This window comes from Roseateles sp. P5_B10 (assembly GCF_056400485.1).
Window position 1 is genome coordinate 1 of record NZ_JBFULE010001667.1, and the last position, 565, is coordinate 565.

At 63.7% G+C, this 565-nt stretch carries 1 pseudogene; it reads right to left on the reverse strand.

The features are described 5' to 3' along the window. Positions 1–565, reverse strand: a pseudogene (locus tag AC1DU6_RS35220) (glycine dehydrogenase (aminomethyl-transferring)); the annotation flags it as partial.

Sequence of the window (565 nt, forward strand, 5' to 3'; positions counted from 1 at the left end):
GATATTGCGATGGCTGTCGCCGCGTGCCGCGTGATAGGCGCGGATCGCGAGCAGGCCGGCATATTCGCCCTGCGCGCCGGAATTCGGCTGCAGCGACACGGCATCATAGCCGGTGATGTCGCACAACCATTTCTCCAACGTCGCGAAAAGCTGCTGATAGCCCGCAGCCTGCTCGGACGGGACGAACGGATGCAGCGAGCCCCAAGCGGGCCAGGTCAACGGCATCATCTCGGTCGTCGCGTTCAGCTTCATGGTGCAGGAGCCGAGCGGGATCATCGCGCGGTCAAGCGCCAGGTCGCGGTCCGAGAGCTTCCGCATGTAACGGAGGAGTTCGGTCTCTGAGCGATGGCTGTGGAAGACGGGATGGGTGAGGAAGGCCGAGCTGCGCTTCAGCGAGGCGGGCAGGGCTTCGCTGACACCATGCTCCACGTCTGAATAGCCAAGTTTGCCACCGAATGCGCGCCAGATGGCTTCGACGGTTTCCGGCGTCGTGGTTTCATCGAGCGCGATGCAGATCGTGCCGTCACCGATGCGCAGGTTGATCTTCTCGGCCTGGGCTGCGGCA